A 25,322-nucleotide genomic window follows, 5' to 3' on the forward strand; every position below is an offset into this window, starting at 1 on the left:
ACCCGGCTAGAACGGTAACCCGACCGCAATATTCAATATCAGATTCTCCTTTCGCCACGCCCGGCTTCCAAATTTGATTTCATTGAATACCCAAGGATTTTTGTACTCCACCACGCCTTCATCGCTCACATTCTTAACCTCGTTCACATACCATGGCTTGCGGAATGGCGTAGCGAGGTCGAGCCGGAAAATCAGGTAAGAAAAGTCGAGGCGTAAACCGATACCTCCGCCGACAGCTACTTGTTTTAAAAATTTGTTGCTGATCAATGCGGTGCCGGGGTAAGCGGCGCGAGTACTATCGCCGAAGGACCAGATATTTCCAGCGTCCACAAAAACAGCTCCGTTAATAATATCTGTAAACTTCATCCGCACTTCCGAATTGAATTCCATGCGGATATCAGCAAAAGACTGATAGCCGATCAAGCGAATAGATAATGTATCCGGGGCAACGGCGCCGGGCCCCAGTGACCGCGGACGAAATGCTCTGATCCCCGTGCTACCGCCGGCAAAATATTGCTTGAATTGCGGTATAGGCATTGTTTTCGAGTTGCCATAGGGTTTGGCCGCTCCCACGAGAATACGGTTCGCCCATTTAATCGAAGGGGTGATCGTGCGGTAATACCTTACATCGCCATCTACCTTCACATATTGCAGGATGGGCACTTTGAGAAATTCTTTCGGGTAGCCTTCCGGGTTTTTCTTTGTCAGCATACTTAAAATATTTCCGCCCCATTCGATGCCACCGGTCATCGCGACCTGGTTTTTGCTGAATGGTCTTGGGGTAGGGCGGTAGGATACCGAGTAGTTGGACCCCATGATAAAGAACTTGGTATCCACGAGCCTGAAAAGGCGATCCACGTCCGTTGGGTTGGTATTCGGATCCGTTGCGATTTCCCCGAGCAGCTCCGTGTTGATATTCCTCGGTTCTACAAAGTTGATGGATATCGGCGTAAGCGTGTGTTCCACCTCCGAATTGCGGCGCCATATATACGACCAGTCCCCGCGAATGGAGCGGGTGGTATAAAAGTTGCGCTGTATCCGGTTTTCATAGGCCAGTGAGAGAATAGTTTTGGGTAAAGCCTGGCTCTTTTCAGGTCTTATTCTTACAAACGGGATGATAAATCTGGGGAACGACAAATCGGCTTTGGCCCCATACCGGATGTATTCGTTGCCGATGTTGTTGGAACTCGTACGGCTCCCGCCCAGCTGGACGTCAAATCCGAAGTACGCGTTGATCGCCAGCATTTCCGCACCCCGGAAAAAATTGCGGTGCCGCCAGGTCACGTCTAGCTGTGAGCCGCCCAGGTTATTGGATTTGGTACTGGCCGACAGCGTGGTTTGCAACGATTTTTTCTTCATTGGTGAAAGGTCATAATACACATCCAGCAATGCGGAATCGGAGCGGGGCACGAGGTCGAAGCGGTTTTTAACGAACCGGAAGTTTTGCAGGTTGATCAGCCTCTGAAGGGAAACATCATGCATAGTATTGGTATACATATTACCCCTCCTGAAACCGATGGCGTCGTAAAATATCCTGCGTTTGTAGTGATTACCGGGATCAGTGACGGTGATGCCCCGGCGCAATGGGTTGTTTGTCACAAGCGCCGTCGAGTCGGTTTGCTTGTTTTCCTCCGTGCCGGTATTGACGTAAATACGGTTGATAAAATACTGTTTCAGCGAAGTCTGTGCGGTTTCCTTCTTCACTTCGAGAAATAGATTTACCTGCTGCGGCCCCAGGGTGGAGTCGGCGCGGCCAATGGTGGAATCTACTTTTACAATCAGGTAGTCGGGGTTGAAATAGTAATATCCTTTGCCTTTCAATTCCTGATCGATGCGTGTGCGCTCAGTCGTGATTACTTCCAGGCGGATCGGGTCGCCCTTTTTCAGCAATGTTTTCTCTTTGGCCAAAACCAGGTCGCGGTTAAAGAGCGAGCTGTCCGGCACGACGTAGCTGATCTCGTTGATCACATAGCGCGGCATTACGTATGCGTCGTATTCGGTGATTGCGGTGCGTTTCCTTTTGTTTTTGTTGGGGATAACCCTGCCCTTAACGTTCGAGCGGTAATAGCCCTCATTGTCCAGAAATGCGGCCATGTTGGCGGAATTGATATCCACAATGCGCTGTGTGGCATAGCGCGGTGGTTCGCCGAGCTTTTTACGGAACCAGCTCCGCAACCCGCCTTCGTCTTTCGGTTCTCCGATCCAGTAGTAAAACCATACTTTCCAGGGAAAGCCAAAAATCGTTTTATTCGCCGGCGGCTTGATGAGCTCTTCCAGTTGATCGGCTACTCCTGTCACATTCGGTTTGGAAATGGTGTCGGACTGCACATTTACCTTGTTGCCCACGTAAATGCTCTGGCCTTCGGGTACATATCTGTTGACCGAGCAGCTACCCAGGAAAATACAGATCGCCAGTATATATCCTATGTTACTTTTCATTGCGCTGCTTTTGGAAAATTTCGCGGAACAGGTCATAATCCGCAGTAATGATAAAACTCACTCCCGTTTCGATGATAAAACCTTCGAGGATCGACTGGTACTGGTTTTTGCGGTAAGCGCGGAACTTGTACCGGCCATCCTTGCTGATGGCGTAGTCAAGGGCGATGTTGTCGAATACTTCCGTTGAATTGCCCGAATTCGTCCGGCTTTCGAGCTCGAAATTCTTGCCTACTGAAATTTTCAACCGGTCGTTCAGGAATGCCTTACTAAGGCCTACGTTCAGGTCGGTACGGGCACCAGTGGTCTGGTCGGCGGTAGAGTTCAGGCCGATGTTGAGGTCAACACCCTTTACGAGGTCGGAGGCCAGGTTATTGAGCTGGTCAGTGAGGAGCTGGCTTACGCTTTGGCGGGCGACAGCTTCCGCGCTGGAACCGATATTGAAACCGGCCGTCGATTGATCGGTGATGAATTTGTTGGTAATCAGCAATGCGAATGCCTGTTTGTTCGCCTCGGACGGATTGTTCTGTAAATCTCTCCAGAATGTCTGCGCGGTGATGCCGTCTTCAACCGACTTATCGACAGAATTTTCAGGTATTGCGATCTTGAATGCGATATTGGGCGTTGTGAGATTTCCTGTGATCACGATCTGTACTTCTATCGGTATCTTGCTCGCACCCTGGAATTTGGCGTCAATGGAGCCCGGATCGACCATTACTGGATACGAAGCGGTAATGTTCAAATCGGCCCTCATCGGGTCTCCGGTCCAGAGGAGCGTACTTCCCTTTTTGATCTCAAACTGCCGTTTCAAGATTTGCAGTGTAAGGTCGTAAGAGCCTTCGGTAAGGTCATAGGAGCCGAGGAGGAAGAGCTGCCCGTTCGGCGCGATACCCGTATTCAACTGCGCGTTCCCTTTCAGACGGATATTATCGCCATTCAGTTCGTCGATCACCACTTTGAACTCCGATTTGTCGTCTACATCAATATCCAGCGAAATCTGAGAGGCGAAATCCACCATTACATTCTGCGCAGCTTCAACGGAATCCTTTTTTACGGCTTCCGTATTGTCGCTCATATCCACAAACTCGATCACGCCTTTGGTCGCATCGCCCGCCTCGGTGGCGTCGCTGGGCATTACCACGGTGATATTGCTACCAGGGTCCACTTTTACATTACCGTCGATCACCGACTTCGCTCCCTGGCCCTTTACCGTCAGGTTAGCATCGATGTTGGCCTTTCCAAAAAACAGCTCATTCTGTTTCTGCGTTGAATTGAGGATATTAAAGTTTTTAGCCGAAATACTCAGGTTATACCCCACATCCGGCAACTTCGCAATGCTCACATTCCCATTGATCTTCGCGGTCTGGTTCAGCGAATCGGTGACTGTGAAGTTATTGAAATTGATATTTTGCCCATTGAACTGGATCTTTTGCCCGGCCAACGAATACCGCGCTCCCAGTTGCGTCGCATTGAATGCTACATTGTCAAAATTAACTGCTCCGTCGAGTCGGGGGCTGTCGGTTGCACCGGTAATGGCGATGTTACCGGTCAGGTTGCCTTCCGCCCGTTTCAGCTCACCGAAACTGAACGCCTCGATCGTCTTAGCACTGAGTTTTTTTACATCCATTTTGAAATCCATCGGACTTTCGGATTTCAGATTATAGCTTCCCCGGAGGCTCACATCGTTCTGGTCGTTCACGAGCGACATCGCTACCCGGATCAGGTTCTCGGTATCATTTGTCGATTTTAATGCCAGGTCGCCTACTGGAATTTTGGTTACGGCCAGGTTATTGATGGTCAGTTCGCCCGTGTATACAGGCGAGGTCATATAGTTGCTTAGTAACACCTTTCCATTCAACGTACCAGTCGCGAGCGTCGAATCGAGCGTTGCAATCTCGATCAGCGGCCCGATGGAGATATTGGCCATGGTAATGTCGAGCGGACTATTGGGTGCCTCGGAAGTGGAGTTGATTTTCAGGGATTGCCCTTTGTTGCTGATCGCCAGGTTCCTCACATACACGCTGTCGGACGCGTATCGCACGTAGCCCGCAGTGTCGGTCTCCCATTTGTCGTAGTTCAGGAGCAGGTCGTCGCGCAGGTTGAGGCGATATTGATTGTTGTTGACGGCCAGGTCGCCTTTTACGGCGTGGCGCTCGGTATTGACTGAGTCGCGGACGACAAAATCGAATTTTACGTCATTGTTGACGATCCGGCTTGCCAGCGAAGCATTCTGCATTCTGAAACCACCCGTATTGATCATACCCACATTGGCATTCAAAGCCGCATGGGCTTCAACGGTGCTGAAATCCATCGATGCGCGTTCCACAATGGTACTGTCGTAATTGACCATCGGAACGCTCAGCCGGGCTACCAGGGAAGAATCTTTCTGGTTGTCCATCTGTGCATGCAGCTGGATCGTCTTCATTTCCCGTATTTCGGGAACAAACACCTGAATTGCCGGGTGATTGTTAAGCGTGGCGTCCAGGGCGAAGTTTACCGGTTTGGTCACTTCTTTGTAAGTCAGGTCGGGTGATTTGAAATGCTTCCCTACCTCGGTCAGGATCGCGTCGCCAATTTCTGTGTAAGAATACTGGCCGGTCATTTTGGCTTTCAGAATAGGCGATTCGACATAAGCCTGTTTACCACCGCTGGAATCGGTCAATTGCACATGGATGTTGGAAATACCGACCGGCTTACGGTGATGCACCAGCACCAGACTGTCCAGATTGACGGTACCCAGCGGATTTTCGGGATTGGTTGAAGGCATATCTACCTTAATATTGCCCTTCACCTGTAATGAATCCGCGTACAGATTCAGGGCGGTCAGATCGAGATTCGCTACTTCGAGATCCGCTTTGACCGAAGGGTATTCTTTGGACAAATCAGCCTGTGCATTCAAATCAAGATCGATATTGCGGTCGTCCATGTTTGCCGAGACGTTGGCGAGGCCATGGTCGATATCTCCTTTCAGTTTCAGGTTTTGATATACATATCCTTTGATATCTGCGCTTTCGATATTGCCATCCAGCCTTGCTTTCATCGTTTTCGGTGCATATCCAACCCCGTCTACATCGGCGCGCAATGTCAGTTTACCCATTTCTTCGGGAGGCTGCTTGGTAAGCTTGCCGAGATCGAATTCCGTGAGCGTCAGTGTGCCATTATATTGTGCCCGCAGGCTGTCCTCAATGTTTTTAAGATTTCCCGAAAAAGTCCCTGTCCCAAACGAGGTATTGATGGTGGTTGCCAGGGTGAGGTTCTGCATAGAGCCTTTAATCTTGCCGGAAACCTTGATCGCGTCAGGTAGCTCTATGGAAGCGGGAACTGTGCTGTCGGGCAGCATTTTAAGCAGATCGGCCTTGGTGGAGGAAATTTCATTGATATTCAAATCCATTGCAAGCTTTTCTGAGTCGGGGAGGCCTTTCAAGCGTCCGTCAGCACTTAGCACGGTGCCATCGAGCATGGTAAATCTCGCCTTGGAGATGAGCATATCGTCCACCGATCCGGTGATTTGGCCTGTGCCTTTTACGACGCCGTTCGGTTCCTTGTCGAATGGTGGGGTTTTGGCCAGATCGGGTACCAGAAGCAAAATGTCTGCGAAGGCAACGCGGCTGTCGGTGAGCCGCAGTTTGAGTTTTACCTTACCAATGTCGCTGGTGAGCTGATCGAGGTTTTTGTAGCGCAGGCTCAGCTCGTCCCGCAAGAGGGTATTGGGTGTTTTGAGGTAAAGGTTGCGGAGATAGGTTTCCTGATCGCCGTAAGCAAAGTTGGTACGGAATGCATCGAGGCGGAAGCCGCTTTTTTCCTTAAATGAGGCAGATTTCAGTGCGCCTGCAATGTTTTCCGGCGAGAAAAGGAAATCCTGCAAATCTACATTCAGGTCTTTGATGTTGAGGTGTGCGTAGTCGAGTCCCTTGGGTACCGCGGGAGAATTGAAGTCGTCATAGCGGATATCATTGTCCGCCAGTTTGATTTCTCCCACTTTAACATACCAACCCGGGGCAGAGGTAGTGTCCTTCTTTTCCGTTGGAGCGGAGGCGGTTTTGGGCTTTTTCGCGAATTCCGCGAAAAGCGACATGTTTTGTAGTGAAACATTCTTCACGTCCACGTGCTGGCTGCCCATGTAAATGCTGTTCACATGCCCGGTCAGTTTCCCGACGGTCATTCCATTTTTCAACCCCGACGTTTCATCGTCGAATTGCCATTTGAACTGCTGAATATCGATATCACCGGCTCTGATATCGAGCGAGTCGGCCGGATCGGGCTTGGGCTCGGGGCCGGCAGCAGCTACTTTTAAGGCAGGGTACATCCTCAGTTTCACCTGGCTGTTATGCAATGCCGTGCTGGTGAGGTGGTATTGAGAAATCGTTGGATTGAATTTATCGAACTTGACAACCGCCGAGTCGATATTTCCCGAGGCGTCGGTTCCGATCACCGCGTCGCGGTAAGAAAACCGGACTTTTTTCAGCGATATTTGATTCAGCCGCATTTTCAGCGGTTTGGACGGAGTAGTGTCAACTTCCGTGTCGGTACCGGCAAATGCGTCTACAATAAACTGGAAATTGAATGTCGTGTCTGGCAAAACACGGTTGATGTGGGCATTTACCTCTTCCAGTTCCACCTTGTTGATACCAATGTCTCCCTTAATGAGGCTGTACATATCGAGGTCCACGTACAGGCGTTTGCCGGCCAGGAGCGTATCGCCGTGCATGTCTTCGAAATACACGCCTTCGAGCAATACCCAGTCGGGCACGTCGAAGCGGATTTTCTCAATATTGACCTTGTTTTTGAGTTTTTTACGCAAAAAGGAATTCGCCTGGGATGTTAAAAAATTCTGGCCGAACGGTGTCTGGATACCCCAGACCAACACGCCAACCAGAATCAAAACTGTCAGAATTATGATGGCTAGTACTTTGAGTGCTTTCTTCATCCCAGGCTGATTTCCGCCATACTGCGGCGTTGAGAATCTTGGTTTTCATTAACCCTGCCTGTCAGACGCATACATCCGACAGGCAGGTACAGGATTAGAACAATACCTTTTTTATCTCTTGAACAGTTCGACGTTCACATTTTCGTTCACGGTCAGCGCCGATTTGATCGTCACCGGCTTCTTGTCGGAGCTGTTAAGTTCCACGAGTTTGGCGGGGTACAAAATACCATACGCGGATTTGGCGTAATCTGATAAATCGGTGGTGGTTTCCACGCCAGCCTGGTTCATTTTCTCGCGTACGAGCAGACCAGATTTTGCGTCGAAATAGAGGTTGTATTTTACCCCTTTACCCTGCAATTCCACATTGTTTACCTGCACGCCATTGAGTGTTTCGGTACCAACAGTCGTTGCAATCAGTCCGCGATCTTTGTAATTAATGAATGGAACGAGGTTGTCATACAATTCCATGCGCATGTTTTGCTGCTCCGCCTGGCTGAGGTCTTTCACATCTACTTTCTGCCCGATCGGTACTTTGATCCACCCCTGGTCGCCCTTCACGGTGTACACAAAGCTGCGTTTCATGATGGTTTTGTTTTTGTAGATCGACTGCTCGGGAATAGAGGCGGTGATCACGGCATCATAAGGAGTGGCTGCGGCGGCGGAGTAGCTTCTTTTCAGGTTGTAGGATTTTATACCGTCCCAAAGGCTTTTGCCACCCGTTGCTTTGTAAAATTGTGAAAATATGGAGTCAGCGGGCAGTTTTTGTGCGTAAGAACCAGCCGTAACCAATAGCAATGCGGCCAGCATTTTGATCTTTTTCATGTGTTTTGAGAATTTTGTTTTAAGTTTTTGACCTTCCGGAATCCGGTTGCCCGGAACCGATTTTTTAGATCACTCTGCGTGTTCGGGGTTTAAATAAGCAAAATTAATCGACTCCTGCGCCAGCTATTTGCAAAAACCGTTCCATGATGCCAAATGCGGGCAAAAATGATCGTAGCAGTGCTTCCTGAGCCGATCAGGAACTGCTTGTAAATGAAAAGGAAGGGCCAATACGACCCTTCCTTTTCACATATATTAACAATTATTGCCTTGCACATCAGGCATCGTCGCCGCTTGCGGAAATTTTGCCGAATCTGTATTGGAATGTCACATTCACCAGGCGGTTGGTCTGGTGCCAGTTCGACGACTGCGAATAAGTAGCGGTGTTCAGTTGGCTTCTGTAATTCCGCGAAAGGAAGATGTCCTGGACATTAAAGGAAATGGTCGCTTTCTTTTCCAGCAGATCCTTGCGGATACCCATGTTAGCGATGAAAACGCCGTCGCGCGTGCCTTGCGCGATCGCCCGCGGGCCCTCGTAGTTCACGTAGGCAGATGCGCGGAAGTCGGCCGGAAGCGAAATAAATGCGTTGAGGTTACCGGAATAGCTCCAGGTCCGGTTGTCGATCTGCGCAACAGCCGATACCACTTCGCTACGGAAAACGCGGCCGCTGCCATTGATTTTCAGGACATCTCCGAAGAGTTTTTGGGAGAAATCGGTTTCAAAACCATAGGAGAATTCGCGGCCGACATTGTCATACCTGGTGAGCGAAACACCTGCTTCGTCGATCGTACGAATCTGTGTGATTGCATTGTTGGAATAATCCATGAAAAGCGACGGCCCCCAGCCGCCGTTGGCTTCGTAATTGGAATAACCCATTTCAGCCTTGTGTGTAAATTCCGGGCGGAGGTTCGGGTTACCCGTTTTCACGTTACGCGGATCGGAAACGTCGGTGTAAGGGTTCAGCCAGTCGGCTTCGGGACGTTGCACGCGGCGGCTGTAATTCAGCTTCACCTGCGACGACTCGCCCAGTTTACGCGTCACAGCGAATGATGGCACGAGCGTGAGGAAATGCACGCTGAAGTCTTGTTTGCGGCTGATCTGGTTGATGTCCTGGTTGTAGTCGGTCACCCGTAAACCCGCCCGTACACCCCAGAGGTCGGTTTTTTGGGAGAATGTCATGAACCCGGTGTAGGTCGCATCCTTGTAGCCGAAAACATTGCTGATATTGTTGTCAAAAACGTAGCTGTTCGTCTCGCGGTCGAGATTATAGAAGGCATTCACGTTGTCGTTCGAGCTGCTGCGCGAGCGTACGCCGGCTTCCAGGGTTGCTTTCGGTGTAATGGGCCAGGTATAATCGGCATTCAGGAAGAGTGAATGGCGGTTATTGTTGCGCAGGTTTTGCTGGTTGCGTATGAGGCTGTCGACAGTGCTTTCCTGCGAGAAATAGGATTCTCCATCGGACCCGCCGAGCGAGTAGCTCGAATTGAAATTAAGCTGATGGTCTTTTTCGGCAAATTTCAGCCGGTAATCGAAGTTGAAATTGAGGTTGTCGCCATTGCCTTTGCTGTTGTTCAAACGGCGGAAGCTCTCCGACACCACGCCCGATGCAAGCGTTGTCTGGTTAAGGATATTGCTATTGTTGCGGCTGTTGTCACGGGAGTAGTTCACGCCGGCCTCAATGGAGTTCTTGTCGTTGAAATCATAATTGACCCCCACGCGTCCGAACGCATTCTTGCCTTTGTTACCGCCGGTGCCGTCCTGCTGCAAATGCGAGGTCGACTCGGTGACGAAATTATCACGGCTCAATGTCCTTTCCCAGGTCATGGCGCGGGTTTGCCCGCTAAGTGATGCATTCAGGCCGAACTTGCCTGCTTTATAACTCAGGTTACCGGAGGCAGCATTGTTGTTCCGGTTTCCAATGCTCAACCGGGCACCGCCGTTCATTCCACGGATTTTCGTCTTCTTGGTAATGATATCGATTACCCCCGATGCGCCCTCGCCTTCATATTTGGCAGAAGGCGTCGTCATTACGTCGATGCGCTCGATCAGGTTTGCAGGGAAAGATTGCAGGATCGTCGGAAGGTCGCTGCCATAGAGGTTGGATGGCTTCCCGTCGATGAGTACGACCACATTACCTTTTCCGCGTACTTGCGGGTTACCGTTTTCATCCAGCGAAACGGCAGGTACCTTTTCCAGCAGGTCGCTTACGTTGTTACTCGTGGCAAGCATATCCTTGCCGATATTGACGATTTTCTTGTCGATGTCATCGACGATCATCGTTTTTTCCCCTTTCACCACCACCTCGGCGAGTTTTTGTGCCTCGGGCTGCACGGTAATACTTCCCAGGTCGAGCAGGCTGGCTTCGGCCGCCAGCTTGACATTGGGCCGGTAGAGTGTCTGATAACCCATATTGGTCACCCGCAGAAGGTAATTCCCCGGTGTAACCTCGGCGATGACAAAAGCCCCGTTTTCATCCGCCACCGCGCCGTTAACGAGCGATGAATCTTTGGGCATCAACAGGGCGACAGTAGCAAATGCGACCCCGGCATTATTGGGGCCTTCAACGATTTTGCCTACGAGCTTGCCTCCGAGCGCACGCTGTGATTTTGTATCATTCACAGGAAGCGGGCGGGTTCCGGGCGATGCGAGAAGTAGGTGTGTGGGTAAAATAAGGGCAATGCTGTTCAGCAACAGACTTCTTTTCACGGGTATAGGATTTAGATTTTATTAGGAGCTAAGCAGGATAAATAGGCTGGTTGTGCGTTGCGAAATGTAACTAAACCAAGCTGTAAAGCTTTAATGAGTACAAAGTTACATGTATTTATGGTAACGTACCCTTTTTTGAGATAATTACATAAAATTATAAAAAAATTAAGATTCGCAGTATTTTAAAATAGGAATACGATAACTTGCAGTATTTTTAAATAATTTTAATAAATACCGGATTCCTAATTCATGAAACGTTTCCTTTTTGGACTAATCTGTTGCGTGCTCGTACACTCAGCAATGGCGCAGATTAACGTGATCCCCAAACCAACCCAGGTCCTGACCGCCAAAGGCGCATGGACGCTCAAAGCCAAAACGAAGATCGGCGCACCTGCCGATGCCAAATGGTCGCACGTGGCAGAAATGCTGGCCGCACAATTAGGCAAAGCCACCGGACAAACTGTTTCTACCGCAAAAGGCAAAGGTGATATTACGCTTGCCGTATCGTCGGATACCAGTCTCGGCGAAGAGGGCTATCGCTTGCTTTCGACATCGAAGGGTGTTACCATTCAGGCGCAGACTGCCAAGGGCGCATTCTATGGCGTGCAAACCCTGTTGCAATTGCTACCGGCCGAAGTGTTCAGCGAGACTCCGGTTGCAGGAGTGAAATGGGTCGTTCCTTATGTGACGATCAAAGATGTGCCGCGCTACGCTTACCGCGGGTTGATGCTCGACGTTTGCCGTCATTTCATGCCGATCGAGTTTGTTAAAAAGTACATCGACCTGATCGCATTGCATAAGCAGAACCAATTCCACTGGCACCTCACCGATGATCAGGGCTGGCGTATCGAGATCAAGAAATATCCTGAACTGAAAACGATCAGCTCAAAGCGCAAGGAGACGATGAAGGGCCACTACGGCGACCATAAGTACGACGGCAAGCCTTATGAGGGTTTCTATACGCAGGATGAGATCAAAGAGGTGATCAAATATGCGGAGGACCGTTTTGTGAACGTGATCCCGGAAATCGAGATGCCCGGCCATGCGTTGGCGGCGTTGGCGGCCTATCCGCAGTTGGGTAACAATCCTGATAAAATTTATGAAGTAGGTACGAGATGGGGCGTTTACGACGACGTTTTCATGCCGCGGGAGGAGACTTTCAAGTTTCTGGAAGACGTACTGACCGAGGTGATCGACCTTTTCCCAAGCAAATACATCCATATTGGCGGCGACGAATGCCCGAAAGTACAATGGAAGGAAAGCCGTTTTGCCCAGGGCATCATTCAAAAGGAAGGTTTGAAAGATGAGCACGGTCTGCAAAGCTATGTGATCAAGCGGATCGATAAGTTCATTACCGCGAAAGGCCGCCGGATGATCGGCTGGGACGAGATCCTGGAAGGTGGTTTGTCGCCTAATGCAACTGTAATGAGCTGGCGGGGCATCGAAGGCGGTATTGCCGCTGCGAAAGAGCGCCACGACGTGATCATGACGCCGGGTAACTTCTGCTACCTCGACCACTACCAGGCAGAAGCTAAAACACAGCCCATCGCGATCGGCGGCTTTACCGACCTCGCGGAATCCTATTCCTACGAGCCAACTCCTGCTGACCTTTCTGCCGACGAAGCGAAGCATATCCTCGGCGTACAAGGCAACGTGTGGACAGAATATATGCAGACCCCGGCTTACGTCCAGTATATGGTGTGGCCGCGTGCAACCGCATTGGCGGAAGTAGGCTGGACTTCCAAAGAAGGTAAGAACTTCGAAGATTTCAGCAAACGCATGGAAATCCACAAAAAACGCCTCGATTTTCTGGGTGTCAACTACTTCGGCGCGCCTATCAACGGCAAGTTTGAGTATGTGTGGCCGGAGAAAAAATAAGGCATGTATTTTGAAAGCCAATAAAGGCATCCTGCAAAGGGTGCTTTTATTGTTTAGTGAATATCCCGATATTTACTTTTCATTGACTTTTTGAGGACATGAAAGCGAAGAAGAGGATAATCACCATTTATAAAAACCTCGATGACCCGTATGTCGATGTAATGCTAACGGGTATGGGAGAAACGCCACGTGAGCGTTTCGATAGGTTTTTTGAGATTCGGAAGAAATTCGAACTTTTCATTGGCTTCGACCATAGCACCCGCGATAGAACTATTAAAATCCGTAAAGCTGAATGGATTTAGAAAACAGTGAATTTCTGGACTTCACAAAGTGCGCACACTTGAAAAAGCTGGAATACCTCATTGTTGGTGGATTTGCGATGTTTCTGAACGGATTGAATCGTGCGACGAACGATGTGGATATCTGGATTAATCCTACACATGAGAATGGTCAACGTCTGGTTGAGGTATTTCGCTGTATGGATTTAGATGAAAGCGAAATCTTTAAACTAGAACAAATAGATTTCACGGAGCCTCAGGTATTCGGTTTCAATGGCGAGCTCGACATTGTTACTAGAATTCATAGAAACTTCAATTTTCTGGAAGTGTTTGGCAGGTCGAGAAGTTTTGTCAATGCACAGGGGGCGCTAATCAACTTTCTGCATTTAAATGATTTGCGCGAGTTGAAGGTACTCGCCAGAAGGCCACAGGATCTCCGTGACGTTGTGATGATCGATGACTTTATTAAGCTTGGCGGCGGCTCTGCTACCGATTGATTTCTACTTGAATCTTTAAAAATAAAATTCCCCAACCTCCCCGCGCCTTCCTGCGAAAGATTCTATTTTTGCAGGATGTATAAGATTCTCATCTCCCCTATACTTTTCCTGTTTGACGCTGAACGCATTCACCATTTTGTGTGCGAAGCGCTGCATTTCGCTTTCAAAATCCCTTTCGTGCCGCAGATCATGCGCGCGATGTACACCTATGAGCACCCTGACCTGGTTCAGGAAGTGGCCGGTTTGCGGTTTCGTAATCCGGTAGGGCTCGCTGCGGGGTTCGATAAGAATGCCGAAATGGTGGACCAACTGGAAGCGCTGGGCTTTGGATACATCGAGATCGGAACGGTGACGCCGCGCCCCCAGCCGGGAAATGACAAGCCACGCCTGTTCCGCCTGAAAAAGGACAAGGCGTTGATCAACCGGATGGGTTTCAACAACAAAGGTGTGCAGGTGGCTGCGGCAAAACTGGCGAAGAGGAAATCCAAAATATTGGTGGGCGGGAATATCGGTAAAAACAAAGATACCCCGAACGAACAGGCGCTGAGCGATTACCTGATCTGTTTCCGGGAGCTGTTTGATGTGGTGGATTATTTTGTAGTGAATGTAAGCTCGCCGAATACGCCGGGATTACGCGATTTGCAGGAAAAGGGGCCGCTAACCGAGATTTTGAAAGAACTGCAAACTAAAAACAGGGAGAAAGCTAATCCAAAGCCGATCTTCCTGAAAATAGCACCGGACCTGACGACGAGTCAGCTGGACGATATTATCGATATTGTCAAGGAAACCGGCATCGCGGGCGTGATCGCCACGAACACGACGATCAGCCGCGAAGGACTTGTAACCGATTCGTCGGAAGTAACGCAAATAGGGGCGGGCGGACTAAGCGGTGCGCCGCTGACACATCGCTCGACGGAAGTAATTCGTTACCTTTGTGAACAATCCAATCATGCATTTCCCGTTATCGGAGTCGGCGGTATCGCTACTCCCGGAAACGCTTTGGAGAAAATTAACGCAGGCGCCGGCCTGATTCAGCTTTATACCGGCTTTATTTACGAAGGACCCGGTGTGGTCAGCAGGATCTGCAAGGCATTGGTCAGGAAGTAAAATCAGAAAATACAGCACTTCACGCATTCCCGGAATTGAAATAAATGTCAGTCAACAAGCCAAGAGGTAACACACAGCGTCAGAAACCGGAGGAGGCCGCCGCTCCCCGCTTTCGTGTATCCCTCGATTGGGAACACATTTTCACCAGCCCGAAGAATACGTTGGCCTGGGGCACATTCTTTATCGTACTGGGATTGATCCTGGAAACATCCTTTTTCTCATACATCGTCACCGGCTTGTCCGATCAGAGCGTGCTCGACGGCCTGGGGCATCAGTCGATTCGTGATGCCGGACGGCAAACCCGGAACTTCCTGGGCGTGCTCGGAGCGGTGGTTTCGCACATTTTTGTCTATCGCTGGTTTGGATTGGGGGCATTGTTGCTGCCCGTCGTTCCGTTTGTGGCAGGCTGGAAAATGGCGTTCGGGAGAGAAATATTGCCATTGAGTAAAGCCACCAAAGAGGTAATCTTTTTTACGCTGTGGGTAAGCGTGCTGATGGGCTACATTATTCTCATGAGCAACAGCGAAAACACACTCAGCTTTCTCTCCGGCGGCTTTGGCTATTTGGTGAACGTGTCGCTTTTCGATTGGCTGAAATGGGGTAGCGTACTGCCTATTCTGTTTGCATTGTTCGTATTCGCGGTGTTTTTCTACGACGTGCGCGACCGATACGAATCGTGGCAGGCGAAGCATGCGAAACCCGAAGTGGCGACAGAGGAGCTTCACGAGGACACGCTTTCCCCCGCAGGACCGGAAGAGGCTGCTGCTCCCGAAAGTACGTTTGTGTCGGTAGTGAATGATACATATGACGACGAGGTGCTGGCACCGGAAGAGCAACCGGATGTTGATCTTGAAACAGAAGAAGAAGCCCCGCGCGTGATGCCGCATCCTGCGGTAGTATTGCCGGTAGCGCCGCAGACGCCATCCGTACCGGCCGCATCGACGAGTATAGAATTGCCGGTCATGCCGATGGAAGTGTCGGCTGTGCCCTCCGAACCGCTGCTCGAACTGGAAGTGGAAGACACTACCCAGGCAAATGAAACTGCGGTGGAGGAGTTTGAGGATGAAGATGTCAATGCGTCGATATTACGCGAATTCGGGCAGTATGACCCGATGCTCGACCTGCCGTCTTATCATTTCCCTACGATCGACCTGCTGAACGAGGTATTCGAAAACCAGCATGAAAAAGTAAGCCAGGAAGAACTCGAAAGTAATAAGACCAAGATTGTCGACACGCTTGGCAGTTACGGGATCAATATATCTAAAATCAAAGCGACGATCGGGCCGACGGTGACGCTCTATGAGATTATCCCGGAAGCGGGTGTGCGGATCTCCAAGATCAAAAACCTCGAAGGGGATATTGCATTGAGCCTTGCGGCGTTGGGTATCCGTATCATCGCCCCAATGCCTGGCCGCGGTACCATCGGTATCGAGGTGCCGAACAAGAACCGGGAGACGGTTTTTGCGCGATCGGTACTTGCTAACGACCGCTTCCAGAAATCGACTTACGATTTGCCGATTGTTTTGGGTAAGACCATTTCAAACGATATCCACATTGCCGACCTGGCAAAAATGCCGCACTTGCTAATGGCGGGTGCGACCGGACAAGGAAAGTCCGTTGGTTTGAACGTCATTCTGGCCTCATTGATTTACAAAAAGCATCCGGCGGAGCTCAAATTCGTACTGGTGGATCCGAAAAAAGTGGAATTGACCCTTTTCAACAAGTTGGAAAGACACTTCCTGGCCAAACTTCCCAATGCGGAGGAAGCAATTATCACCGACACGAAAAAGGTGATTTTTACCCTGAATTCCCTTTGTATTGAAATGGATTCCCGCTACGACCTGCTGAAAGAGGCCGCGGTACGGAATTTGAAGGAATACAATACGAAGTTCGCGGCGAGAAGGCTGAACCCCGAAAAAGGGCACCGCTTCCTGCCTTACATTGTACTCGTAATCGACGAATTGGCCGATTTGATGATGACGGCCGGGAAGGAAGTCGAAACGCCGATTGCACGTCTGGCGCAGCTGGCACGTGCGGTGGGTATTCACCTGGTAGTAGCTACGCAGCGGCCTTCGGTGAAGGTTATCACAGGTTTGATCAAGGCCAACTTCCCGGCGCGTCTGTCCTTCCGTGTAACATCGAGCATCGACTCGCGTACGATCCTGGATATGGGCGGTGCCGAACAGCTCGTGGGACAAGGGGATATGCTATTGGCGATCAATTCGGAGGTGATCCGTTTGCAATGTCCGTTCATCGACACCCGCGAGATCGAGGATATTTGCGAGTATATAGGCGGGCAGCGTGGTTACGACGAGGCCTATGCATTGCCTGAATATGAAGGCGAGGATGCAGCGGAGGGTAAAGCTGAACTCAACCCGGATGATTTCGATAGTTTGCTGCCGGATGCAGCACGGTTGATCGTAACGCACCAGCAAGGCAGTACGTCGCTGATCCAGCGTAAAATGAAGCTTGGTTATAACAGGGCGGGCCGCATTATGGATCAATTGGAAGTACTGGGTGTGGTGGGGCCATTCACCGGCAGCAAAGCGCGCGACGTGATGTTCCATGACCTGAATATGCTGGAAGAACACCTCCGCGTAATGGGTGTAAGTTAAGCCCGCGGCGCCGTTAAACCATTGCGGTTTTGTAAAGTCTAAAATTGAAATATTTCACTTAAAACCCCGTTTTTATAAACTTAGTAGGTATTAAATAATTGAATATGAGAAATTTGAAGAAGAGTGCTTGTTTGCTTGCGGTATTGACGATTTTCATTTTGAACCCGTTCGCTTCCCACGCGCAGGGCGATAAAAAGTCGTCGGATATCCTGAATGCTATGAGCAGCAAGTACCAGAAGATCAAATCCTTCAAAGCACTTTTTACTTACATTACCAAGGGTGAAAAGCCGCTGAAAGGAGAAGCGACCGTGAAGGGCTCGAAGTTTCGGTTGAAAATGGCAGGTCAGGAGATCTTTAACGACGGTAAATTGATGGCTACGTACATCAAGGAAACCAATGAAGTGAATTTACAGGACTTCGACCCCGCTGCCGGCGGCGACCTCGACCCGACGAAAATTTATACAGCCTATAAAAAAGGTTTCAAATCCGCTTTTGTAAAGGAAAAGCAGGAAGCAGGTAAGGCGGTTGAAGTAGTGGAATTGACCTCAACCAACAAAAACAGCCAGGTTAATAAGGTGCAGATCGAGGTGAATAAAGCCGATAAATCGATCAGCAGCTGGAAAATTTTCCAGAAAAATGGCCAGGAGGTAACCTATAAGGTAGACCAGTTTGTGGCCGATGTGAATGTGGCCGACAATTTCTTCGCGTTTAATGCCAAACAATATCCGGGCGTAGAAGTAGTGGACCTGCGATAATTTCCTGAGACGCATGAAAATAGCAATGGGTGAGCCTTCCGGTCTCACCCATTTTTCTTATACGCGTTATAATATCCTCGAAAATCAATGTCAAAGTTTGTGACAAGGATTGTATACAAATGGTTGCATACGGAACGAAACTTATCGATTTCAGCTTGGGCGTGCCAGTAGTGCGCGTACGTGTTGCTCCGTTTCAGAGAAATGGGCGGTTTCTTCCACCTCTTTATGCAAAAAGCGCTGAATGCGGTTGCTTTCGTAGGCCCTGAAAACGGCCGGGTGCACGTAATACTTTTTACAAACAGCGCGGGTGTTGCCCAGATGCGCGGCTACCGCATCGAGACAGGTGTTTTCAATGCGTGTCAGTTGCCGCTGGGAAACGGCTTTTTCCTGGTGGCTGAGGTATTCGAATGCCGTAACAGTGCCCATCCAGGTCCGGAAATCCTTTGCTGAAAAATTGGCTCCGGTGTGCCGGCGGATGTAGTCGTTTACTTGTTGCGCATTCAGGGAGCACTTTCCGCCGGTTTCGGTTACGTATTGAAAAAGCCTTTTTCCGGGCATTTCCTTGCATTGTTTCACGAGCCGTGCCAGTTGGTTGTCGCGCAATGTTATATCCTGTCGGACTCCTTTTTTACCCTTGAATGTAAAGCGGATACGGCTCCCGGTGACGGTCGCACAGCGCGCGTCGAGTGTGGTAATGCCCGACGACCCATGCAGCACCTTGTAACGCTGGTTGCCTACCCGCATACAGGTTTTGTCCATGAGCTTGATCACCAATGCGATGGTTTTCGAAAGGTCGAAATCGCGTTTGCGGAGATCATGCTCCACCTGTTCGCGGAGTGCAGGTAAAGCTTCCGAGAACATGAGCAATTTGTAATATTTGGCCTGGTTTCTGACGACGTTCCAGAATGGGTGGTAGCGATATTGTTTCCGGCCGGCGGCGTCGATGCCTGTGGCTTGCAAATGGGCATCGGGATCGGCGCTTATCCAGACGTCGGTCCAGGCTGGCGGAAGTACCAGTGACTTGATGCGTTTGATTGTTTGAGGATCCTTCAAACGCTGGCCGCCGTCGCCCGTGTAGTAGAACCGGGGCGCTTTTCCTTTGCGGGTATAGCCTGGTGCATTTGTCGACTGGACATAGTGCAGTCCGGCGGCTTCGGCCGTCAATGCAGGGTTTTTTCTCAGTTTTTTGAATTGCCGGGCCGTAAGTACGGGCTCGTCGGTGGTTATTTCAGGAGCTGCGGCTGCTGACATCTGGTTTACGGTTTGTTGTTTTTGGTAAACCATAACAATTTAATACCAACCCTCAGCGCGCGTCAAAAGTGCAGCCGGCCGCATTAGGGTCATACAGCACCCATTAAAAATCCCCAGCCCAGCCCCGGTAAGCGGCTAAGCTGAGGAACAATATACTCACACGGTCCGGCAATTATGCGATGGGAAAATATACGGTAAATACTGAGCCTTCTCCGAACACCGACCTTGCCCCGATAAACCCTTTATGGTTCTCCATTATCTTCTTGCAGATAGCCAGACCAATGCCGGTTCCGGGATACTTGTGTGCGGGATGCAACCGTTGAAAAATATCGAAAATCCTGCCTTCATATTCCGGCTCAAAACCGATCCCGTTGTCGTGAAAGGCAATGGCATGGTAACGGCCCGCAACGGGTTTTTCGGAAGGAACTGCTGCGGCGTCGACACTGCCTGCGGTAATGCTGATATCAGGACGTTCGCCCGCCTTGACGAATTTCAGCGCATTGCTGATCAGGTTGATGAACAGCTGATGCACCTGGAATGGGATGATTTCAAGGAATGGGAGATTCTCCGCATGAATCGTAGCGCGTTTTTCATCGATATTATCCTGCAATTCCGAAATGACGTTCCGAAGTACCTCGTTCAGGTCGGTTAATGCAAAGACTTTATCCATGCTGCCGGCTTTCGAATAGGTGAGGATATCCTCGATGAGCATTTGCATCTTTTCGGCCGCGAAACGCATTCGTTCGACGGAGTCTTTTACCTGGGCAGACAGGTCGGGATCTTCACGATCGAGGACTTTGGAAGCGAAAATCTGAATTTTCCGCAGCGGTTCCTTCAAGTCGTGCGTCGAGATCCAGTTCAGGTTCGCGAGTTCTTTGTTGGCCAGGCGCAGCTCTTCGTTGAGACTCCTGTTCTGGTCTTCCTGTGCCCTGATCACCCGGTAATTGATGTGCTTTTGCAGCGCATAGGAAAAGCTCGAAGCCGCATTGATCTCCGATTTTCGCCAGGGGGAGCTTTTGTCTTTTACGATCTCCATCCACAATTCGAATGATTTGCGCGGGGAAAGCCGGGCACCGTCTTCATTTTGCAAAACAGCCTTATCCGGATTGCCTGCCCAGTTGATCGTCTCGATTTTTTCCTGCCTCAGCCATAATATCCCGTCATTTTCGCCCGATACCATCGAGTGGTAGACCACCCCGGCGGCATATTTGGAAATGTCTTTCACAGCCGGATAAACGTCTGCGAGATTATCGGTCTCGAATGTCTGGTTGGGATATGCCTTGGACAGAAATGCAAACAGCGCAATCAGCTCTGCATCCGAGGGGACCAGGCCATTGGTATACAATACGCCTTCATGGTAAATGGCGGCGCCTGTGGCATTCGCGAGTTTCAGCAACCATGGTGACTGATGGCTGGCTTCCATGAAGTTTTCGGTCTCGTGCAGGAGGGTGAGCGCTTCCGCAAGGGCCTTATCGACCGCTTCGCCGATGTTGTATTCTTCGGCAACCTCACGCACCGCGATTTGCGACGTCAGGAAATGCCCCTGCAACAGCGCGGAAAGGCGCGTATAGTGCGGCAAAATTTTGGGTGCATAATGGTGGCAGGCAATGAGCCCCCAGAGTTTCTGGTTTTGCAGCAGCGAAATGGTCAGCGTTGCGCCCACGCCCATATTTTTCAAATATTCAATATGCATGGGCGATACGCTCCGCAGGATCGACAGGCTCAGATCCAGCGAATGATTCCCCTTATCGGCCGAATCGTCGATTGTCAACAGCGGAACGGGTGTATAATTGATGTCCGCGATCATCCGAAGCGGATTGCGGATGTACAGCTCGCGCGCCTGTGCGGGAATGTCCGTATGCGGGTATTTCTGATTTGCAAAAGAAACCAGGTCTTCGCGCCTGCTCTCGGCAATCACCTCGCCATTGTACTGTTCGTCAAAACGGTAGATCATCACCCGGTCGTAACCAGTAATTTTGCGGGTTTCGTCGGCAATTTCCTGGCAGAGGTCAAGTAGCCCGCTGGATTTCTCCATGATCGAGACAAAATTGCGCGTCTGCGTGTATAAGTTCGGCAATTGCAAAGTCCCGTCCGGGAATGGTTCCAGTTCCAGGATCACATTGAGGCCGCTCTCGTGAACGGTGGTATTGAACGAAACCCCGTTTAGCGTGAACACAAACGGCTTCGCAGAATCAATAGCACCAGTTTCCGTATATGATACGAAGCGTGAAGCCTGCTCTTCGGGGAAGATAGCGGAAATGTGTTTGCCCAGGACCTTATCCGGTCCGATACCGATAAAATCGACGCTGTTGGCACTGCAGAATTCGATCCTGGAGTCACCTCTTTTAATCCCCAGTAAAAAACCGTGAGGCTGGATGCTGCCGGGTATGTGTATGGGTTCACTTTCGCAATTTGTCAGATTGACAATATCGCGGTTTACTATGTCCTTGATATTCATTCCTGCTGACCAGTTACGACCGGCCGGTTTGCCCGAGCCAGTTGTCAATGATGGTAAAAGTTTTTTTTGCACTATCGATTACGCCGTCACGCTCCTCATATTCGTCGACAAATTGGGTAAGAGAGGAGATGAAACTTTTCCACAGGTGCCCTGTTTGCGTACCATATCCCCAGAAATAGGAAGCGCCATTTTCGGGCGTTAGTCCGAGCACTTCATGGATGTGCCTGTACAAAATCTTTCCGCCCAGCGTAGATCCTTCCAGCACGTACATGATGCCCAGCGCTTCGGCAGTGCCTGAAAATTCGAAACGGTATACCGACAACGCATCGATTTCGGCTTCCGATAAGCCGGTGGCCAAAAGGTCGTCGATGATCAGTCGCGATTTGTAGCGGGATTGCAAATCGGTGATAATGTGGGAAATAGCAGGGAATACCTGGTCCTCGCAGGCAATGGTCACGCCGAAAAGCGCTGCCAGGTAGGTCTGATAATCCTTTAAGGAAACCGACGGGGAGAGTATCGCCTGCGAAAGCGGGTTATCTTCCAGTTTCTGATGGCTTTCCGCCGTTTCTTGTCTAAGTCGTTTGAAAAATAAGTCTTGTGCTGTGTTGAAAGCGGTTGCTTCACTCATACTGAATGCGAATTGAAACCTGTAAGACTAATTAATTATCAAAAATTGTTCCACTCCGTCAGGCGTTGTTGCACCCGTCCTGTCGAGCAGGCATTTTTTGAGGATTTCTATCAGGCTGTTAAAGCTGTTTGGTTTCTGAATATACAGGCTGGCCCCGTTGCGGTAGGCTGATTCCCACAGATGCTGCGACACCGAAGTCGAAAGGATCACGATTGGTACCTGCTCGTACCTGGCAGTACTCCGGATTGCTTCCAGGCATTCGAGCCCGTTTTTGACGGGCATATTCATATCGAGAAATATGATGTCGGGCTTGTCGTTCGCGTCTTTTAATATTTGGAGAAGTTCCACCCCATTTTCAGCGATAGAAAGGTCTGTTTCCAGGGGGATTTGCGCCAGCGCTTCCTGAAAAAGAAAGGTATCATCGTGGTCGTCGTCGGCCAGCAAGATCCGCAAAGGGGCAAAAAAGCTCATTAAAATAGGGATAGAGGTAGGTTTGGAAAGTGGCAGAACAATCCGAAAAGCACTGCTTTTTGTCAACGGATGACTACAAAAATATCCGTTTTTCTATCGCGATGGCACAGTTTTTTGATTTTTAGGACGCAAATCATCAAAAAATGAAAACCTATTATGAAAAAGATCGCATGGAGTATCCTTATGGCAGCGTCTGTGGTGGCGTTTACGAATTGTAACAACACCAAGACAGAGGACAGCAAAGAAGTTGCCGAAGAACAGAATGAAGCGAAACTCGATACCACCGCGCTGGAAGATGATTCCGAGTTCGCCGTGGCAGCCGCCGATGGCGGATTAATGGAAGTACAGCTGGGAGAGCTGGCACAGAAAAACGCCGCCAGCACGGATGTCAAGAAGTTCGGGGAAATGATGATGAAAGACCATTCAAAAGCAGGTGAAGAGCTGAAAACGCTCGCCGGCCAGAAAAACATCACGCTTCCCGCTATGCTGAGCGACGACAAGCAGAAAAAGTACGATGAACTTGCCCAAAAGAAAGGGAAGGAGTTCGACAAAGCCTATATTTCCTTTATGGTAGATGACCACAAAGAGGATATCAGCGAATTTGAAGAGGCGGCAAAAGATGCCAAAGACCCTGATGTGAAAGCATGGGCCGAGGGTAAACTTCCGACCTTGAAACACCATTTGGAAATGGCCGAGGCCATTGATAAGAAAACCAAATAACCTGAGCCGAATCATTGAAAAGCCCGGAGCGAAGTATTCGCTCCGGGCTTTTTTGCTTTTAAAAACGCGGGATAGTGAAAACAAATCATCAATTTGTAATTTTAAACCCGGCGAAAAACCGGCTTTGGAAAGTAATTCCGGGCAAACGCTTGCGAATTGATTTTGCATAAGTTTATTTTGTCTACCTATTATATAGAGTATTTATGTTTGCTATCCTTACCCGTCCTGCGAAGCTGACTTTGAAAGCCTTTTTCGGCCTGATTGCGCTGGGTTTGTCCGTCACGACGACCCACGCCCAGACAGCCAAGCGCCCGAACATTATTTTCATTTTTTCCGATGACCATGCTTATCAGGGAATCGGAGCCTATGGAAACAAAATCGTTAAGACGCCGAATATTGATCGCATTGCCCGTGAAGGTGCATTATTGACGAATAACCTCGTGACAAACTCGATATGCGGCCCGAGCCGTGCGACATTGCTCACGGGTAAATACAGCCACCTGAATGGCTACAAACGCAACGACCGGACGAAGTTCGATACCAGCCAGACATTATTGTCCGAAACACTCCGTAACAATGGCTACCAGACGGCATGGATCGGTAAAATGCATTTGAACAGCTTGCCGGCAGGTTTTGACTACTGGAACGTATTACCCGATCAGGGACATTACTATAACCCGGAATTCATCGGTCAGCCGAACGACACTACCAAATACACCGGCTACGTTTCGGACCTCATTACCCAATTTGCGACCGGCTGGCTCGAAAAGCGTGACGATAGCAAGCCGTTTTTCCTGATCGTCGGCCATAAAGCCACCCACCGCGAATGGATGCCCGATTTGCAGGATCTTGGCGCATACGATCATGTGACATTCCCGCTCCCATCGACATTTTATGACGATTACAAAGGCAGAAAAGCTGCTGCGGATCAGGATATGACCATCGATAAGACCATGCGCATGAAGTTCGATTTGAAAGTGGGGGTGGATTATGAAAAGGACTTTCTCTATAACCGACTTAATGCCGAGCAGAAAAAGGTTTTCAAGGCCTATTATAACAAAGTATCCAAAGAGGTAACGGATAAAAACCTGACGGGAAAGGCATTGGTAGAGTGGAAGTTCCAGCGTTACCTGCGTGATTATTTCTCGACAGCCAATTCTCTGGATCGGAATATCGGCAAGCTCCTCGACTACCTGGACAAGAGCGGTTTATCCAAAAACACGGTCGTGATCTACGCTTCCGACCAGGGTTTTTACCTGGGCGAACATGGCTGGTTTGACAAGCGGTTCATCTATGAAGAATCATTGAAAACACCGTTTGTGATCCGTTATCCGGGTGTGATCAAACCAGGGACCAAAGTGCATGACCTTGTCGTGAATATCGATTGGGCGCCCACCGTACTGAATATCGCAGGGGTGAAAACGCCGGCTGATATGCAAGGCAAATCGTTCCTGCCATTGCTGAAAGGCACGCAAACTGCGCAGGTGCCTTGGAGAAAAGAGGCTTATTACCACTATTACGAGTTCCCGCAGCCGCACCACGTTTATCCGCATTTCGGATTGAGGACGAACCGCTATAAGCTGGTCTATTTTTACAACGGAGCAGACTCATGGGAGTTGTACGATTTGCAGAAGGATCCGAAAGAGGTCTCCAATGTATACGGAACAAAAGGCACTGAAAAACTGACAGCTGACCTTAAAATCAAGCTGAAAGCATTGATGAACGAATACAAAGACGACGAGGCATTGAAAATCCTCGCGACAGCTAAACCCTGA

The 25,322-nt window shown here is 49.8% G+C and carries 16 protein-coding genes; 8 read left to right on the forward strand and 8 right to left on the reverse strand.

Annotation, left to right across the window (positions count from 1 at the left end; genetic code table 11):
- Positions 1–6: 6 nt before the first annotated feature.
- The 4 genes from J7619_RS28405 to J7619_RS28420 form a co-directional block, all read right to left on the reverse strand.
- Positions 7–2,439 carry a BamA/TamA family outer membrane protein gene (locus J7619_RS28405; protein ID WP_291207265.1) on the reverse strand — a complete coding sequence of 811 codons (2,433 nt, stop codon included), beginning with the start codon at positions 2,437–2,439 and terminating at the stop codon, positions 7–9.
- Positions 2,429–7,363: a translocation/assembly module TamB gene (locus J7619_RS28410; protein WP_291207267.1), complete on the reverse strand. Its 4,935-nt coding sequence runs from the start codon at positions 7,361–7,363 to the stop codon at positions 2,429–2,431. Before J7619_RS28410 ends, J7619_RS28405 begins: the two co-directional genes overlap by 11 nt.
- A gap of 111 nt (positions 7,364–7,474) precedes the next feature.
- A complete protein-coding gene (locus J7619_RS28415; protein ID WP_291207269.1) occupies positions 7,475–8,185 on the reverse strand; it encodes a hypothetical protein in 711 nt (236 codons plus the stop codon).
- A 274-nt stretch (positions 8,186–8,459) separates the two neighbouring features.
- Positions 8,460–10,889, reverse strand: a complete 2,430-nt coding sequence (locus J7619_RS28420; RefSeq protein WP_291207271.1) for a TonB-dependent receptor domain-containing protein — start codon at positions 10,887–10,889, stop codon at positions 8,460–8,462.
- Positions 10,890–11,138: 249 nt separating this feature from the next.
- On the opposite strand from J7619_RS28420, the gene J7619_RS28425 reads away from it, so the two are divergent.
- The 6 genes from J7619_RS28425 (at position 11,139) to J7619_RS28450 (ending at position 18,019) form a co-directional block, all read left to right on the forward strand.
- On the forward strand, positions 11,139–12,767 hold the full coding sequence (locus tag J7619_RS28425) for a beta-N-acetylhexosaminidase (protein ID WP_291207273.1): 1,629 nt from the start codon (positions 11,139–11,141) through the stop codon (positions 12,765–12,767).
- A 98-nt stretch (positions 12,768–12,865) separates the two neighbouring features.
- Positions 12,866–13,069: a hypothetical protein gene (locus tag J7619_RS28430; protein WP_291207275.1), complete on the forward strand. Its 204-nt coding sequence runs from the start codon at positions 12,866–12,868 to the stop codon at positions 13,067–13,069.
- On the forward strand, positions 13,060–13,542 hold the full coding sequence (locus tag J7619_RS28435; protein WP_291207277.1) for a hypothetical protein: 483 nt from the start codon (positions 13,060–13,062) through the stop codon (positions 13,540–13,542). The genes J7619_RS28430 and J7619_RS28435 overlap by 10 nt, the downstream gene beginning before the upstream one ends.
- Positions 13,543–13,617: 75 nt before the next feature.
- A complete protein-coding gene (locus tag J7619_RS28440) occupies positions 13,618–14,649 on the forward strand; it encodes a quinone-dependent dihydroorotate dehydrogenase (protein ID WP_291207279.1) in 1,032 nt (343 codons plus the stop codon).
- Positions 14,650–14,693: 44 nt separating this feature from the next.
- Positions 14,694–17,264 carry a DNA translocase FtsK gene (locus tag J7619_RS28445; RefSeq protein ID WP_291207281.1) on the forward strand — a complete coding sequence of 857 codons (2,571 nt, stop codon included), beginning with the start codon at positions 14,694–14,696 and terminating at the stop codon, positions 17,262–17,264.
- A 104-nt stretch (positions 17,265–17,368) separates the two neighbouring features.
- A complete protein-coding gene (locus J7619_RS28450) occupies positions 17,369–18,019 on the forward strand; it encodes an outer membrane lipoprotein carrier protein LolA (protein WP_291207283.1) in 651 nt (216 codons plus the stop codon).
- Positions 18,020–18,169: 150 nt separating this feature from the next.
- Here the strand turns inward: J7619_RS28450 and J7619_RS28455 are convergent, their stop codons facing one another.
- The 4 genes from J7619_RS28455 to J7619_RS28470 all read right to left on the reverse strand — a co-directional run bounded on the left by J7619_RS28455 (position 18,170) and on the right by J7619_RS28470 (position 22,827).
- Positions 18,170–19,270, reverse strand: a complete 1,101-nt coding sequence (locus J7619_RS28455) for a DNA topoisomerase IB (protein ID WP_291207285.1) — start codon at positions 19,268–19,270, stop codon at positions 18,170–18,172.
- A gap of 172 nt (positions 19,271–19,442) precedes the next feature.
- A complete protein-coding gene (locus J7619_RS28460) occupies positions 19,443–21,728 on the reverse strand; it encodes an ATP-binding protein (protein WP_291207287.1) in 2,286 nt (761 codons plus the stop codon).
- 13 nt (positions 21,729–21,741) lie between these two features.
- On the reverse strand, positions 21,742–22,356 hold the full coding sequence (locus tag J7619_RS28465) for a biliverdin-producing heme oxygenase (protein ID WP_291207289.1): 615 nt from the start codon (positions 22,354–22,356) through the stop codon (positions 21,742–21,744).
- Positions 22,357–22,383: 27 nt separating this feature from the next.
- Positions 22,384–22,827 carry a response regulator gene (locus J7619_RS28470; RefSeq protein ID WP_291207291.1) on the reverse strand — a complete coding sequence of 148 codons (444 nt, stop codon included), beginning with the start codon at positions 22,825–22,827 and terminating at the stop codon, positions 22,384–22,386.
- A 156-nt stretch (positions 22,828–22,983) separates the two neighbouring features.
- Here J7619_RS28470 and J7619_RS28475 point away from each other — a divergent pair, with 156 nt between their 5' ends.
- Both J7619_RS28475 and J7619_RS28480 read left to right on the forward strand, forming a co-directional pair.
- Positions 22,984–23,547 (forward strand): DUF4142 domain-containing protein, encoded by a 564-nt coding sequence (locus J7619_RS28475; protein WP_291207294.1) that lies wholly within the window; start codon positions 22,984–22,986, stop codon positions 23,545–23,547.
- Positions 23,548–23,750: 203 nt separating this feature from the next.
- Positions 23,751–25,322 carry a sulfatase gene (locus J7619_RS28480; RefSeq protein ID WP_291207296.1) on the forward strand — a complete coding sequence of 524 codons (1,572 nt, stop codon included), beginning with the start codon at positions 23,751–23,753 and terminating at the stop codon, positions 25,320–25,322.

Origin of the sequence: Dyadobacter sp. (assembly GCF_017744695.1) — a bacterium.
Lineage (GTDB): Bacteria > Bacteroidota > Bacteroidia > Cytophagales > Spirosomataceae > Dyadobacter.